Below are 1,233 nucleotides of genomic sequence, written 5' to 3'. Positions count from 1 at the left end.
CCTCGACCGCCAAGCGCGCCGGCGCGCGTCCAGACCACTACGTCGAAAACGACCCAGGCTACGAGCAGTACCTGCGCCCGGCCCCCCACCCCAACACCGCCATCGACGAGTACCGCAGCACAAACTGCGCCGCCTGCCCCCCATCCCCGCCAACCCACGGCCCGGACGCGGCGTGCTGGGGCGTCCGGGCCGGGGGTGGGCGTGAGTGGGGGTCAGGCGGCGCAGTTGGTGCTGCGGTACTCCTCGATGGCGGTGCTGGGTTGGGGTGCCGGGCACAGGAACTGCTCGTAGCGGGTGTCGTTGTCGACGTAGAGCTTGAGCCACGCCACGGTGTACTCGGCGATGGTGGCGTTGAAGCGGTTGGGGGTGGTGTGGGTGCCGTCGTTCAGTTCCAGGTAGGCGAGTTCGTCCGCGCCGTGGCTGGCGTAGAACCGCTCGGCGTGCCTGTCGACCTCGGTGACCGTGTCGTTCTCCGCGCCGATGATCAGGGTCGGCACGGTGGTGTTGGACCAGCTCTTCCACGTGTGGTAGGGCGTCAGCGGGATGGCCGCCTGGAGTTCGGGCCGCAGGTAGGACGCGCGCAGGGCGCCGCCGCCGCCCATGGAGTGGCCGGCGACCGCGAGGCGGTCGGGATCGACGCGGTCGCGGACGGTGCTGCGCTCGGTGAGGTAGTCCAGCGCGTCGAGGAGCTGTTCGCCGCGGGCGTTGGGCTGGTTGAAGTAGGTGCTCTCCACGTCGATGGTGAAGACGACGAACCCGTGGGAGGCCAGCGTGCGGCCGTACCAGGCGATGGAGTTCTGGAACGCGGTGTAGCCGGGGGCGATGGTGATGGCGCCGAACGTGCCCTGGCTGGTGTCGGTCGGGTAGTAGATCGTTCCGCCGTCGAAGGTCCGCTGGTCGGGCACGGTGACCGTGGTGTAGGCGAACGGGCCTTGTTCGGCCTGGAGGGTCGCCGCGGTCGGGTCCGGTCCGCGCCGGTACTCCTCCTCCGCCGCCTCGACCGCCGCGGCGGTGCCGGAGACCACCGGGAGGGACGCGGCGCCGGACAGGGCGGCACCGGCGAGCAGGCCGCTCAGGGCTATCTTCCACCGTGTCCCGCGGGCGTGGCGCTCGGTGCGGTTTCGCATGTACGGACTCCTGTGGGGCTGTCTCTTATACACATCCCCGCGCCCACGATCCTGGGAGGAACCGCGTATGCCGTCTTCTTCCTGAATAAAACATCGATGGCTGTTT

General features: G+C 69.6%; 1 protein-coding gene. It reads right to left on the bottom strand.

What is annotated here, in order from left to right; all coding sequences use genetic code 11:
- Positions 1–212: 212 nt before the first annotated feature.
- Positions 213–1,127 carry an alpha/beta hydrolase family protein gene (locus BN2279_RS09725; RefSeq protein ID WP_059008312.1) on the bottom strand — a complete coding sequence of 305 codons (915 nt, stop codon included), beginning with the start codon at positions 1,125–1,127 and terminating at the stop codon, positions 213–215.
- Between the last annotated feature and the right edge of the window lie 106 nt (positions 1,128–1,233).

This window comes from Streptomyces specialis (genome assembly GCF_001493375.1).
GTDB lineage: Bacteria > Actinomycetota > Actinomycetes > Streptomycetales > Streptomycetaceae > Streptomyces > Streptomyces specialis.
This window is presented reverse-complemented; position numbering and strand designations above follow the sequence as displayed.

Bases quoted from the DNA above. Each gene is read 5' to 3' on its own strand.
- BN2279_RS09725 (WP_059008312.1), bottom strand. From the start codon at position 1,127: ATGCGAAACCGCACCGAGCGCCACGCCCGCGGGACACGGTGGAAGATA.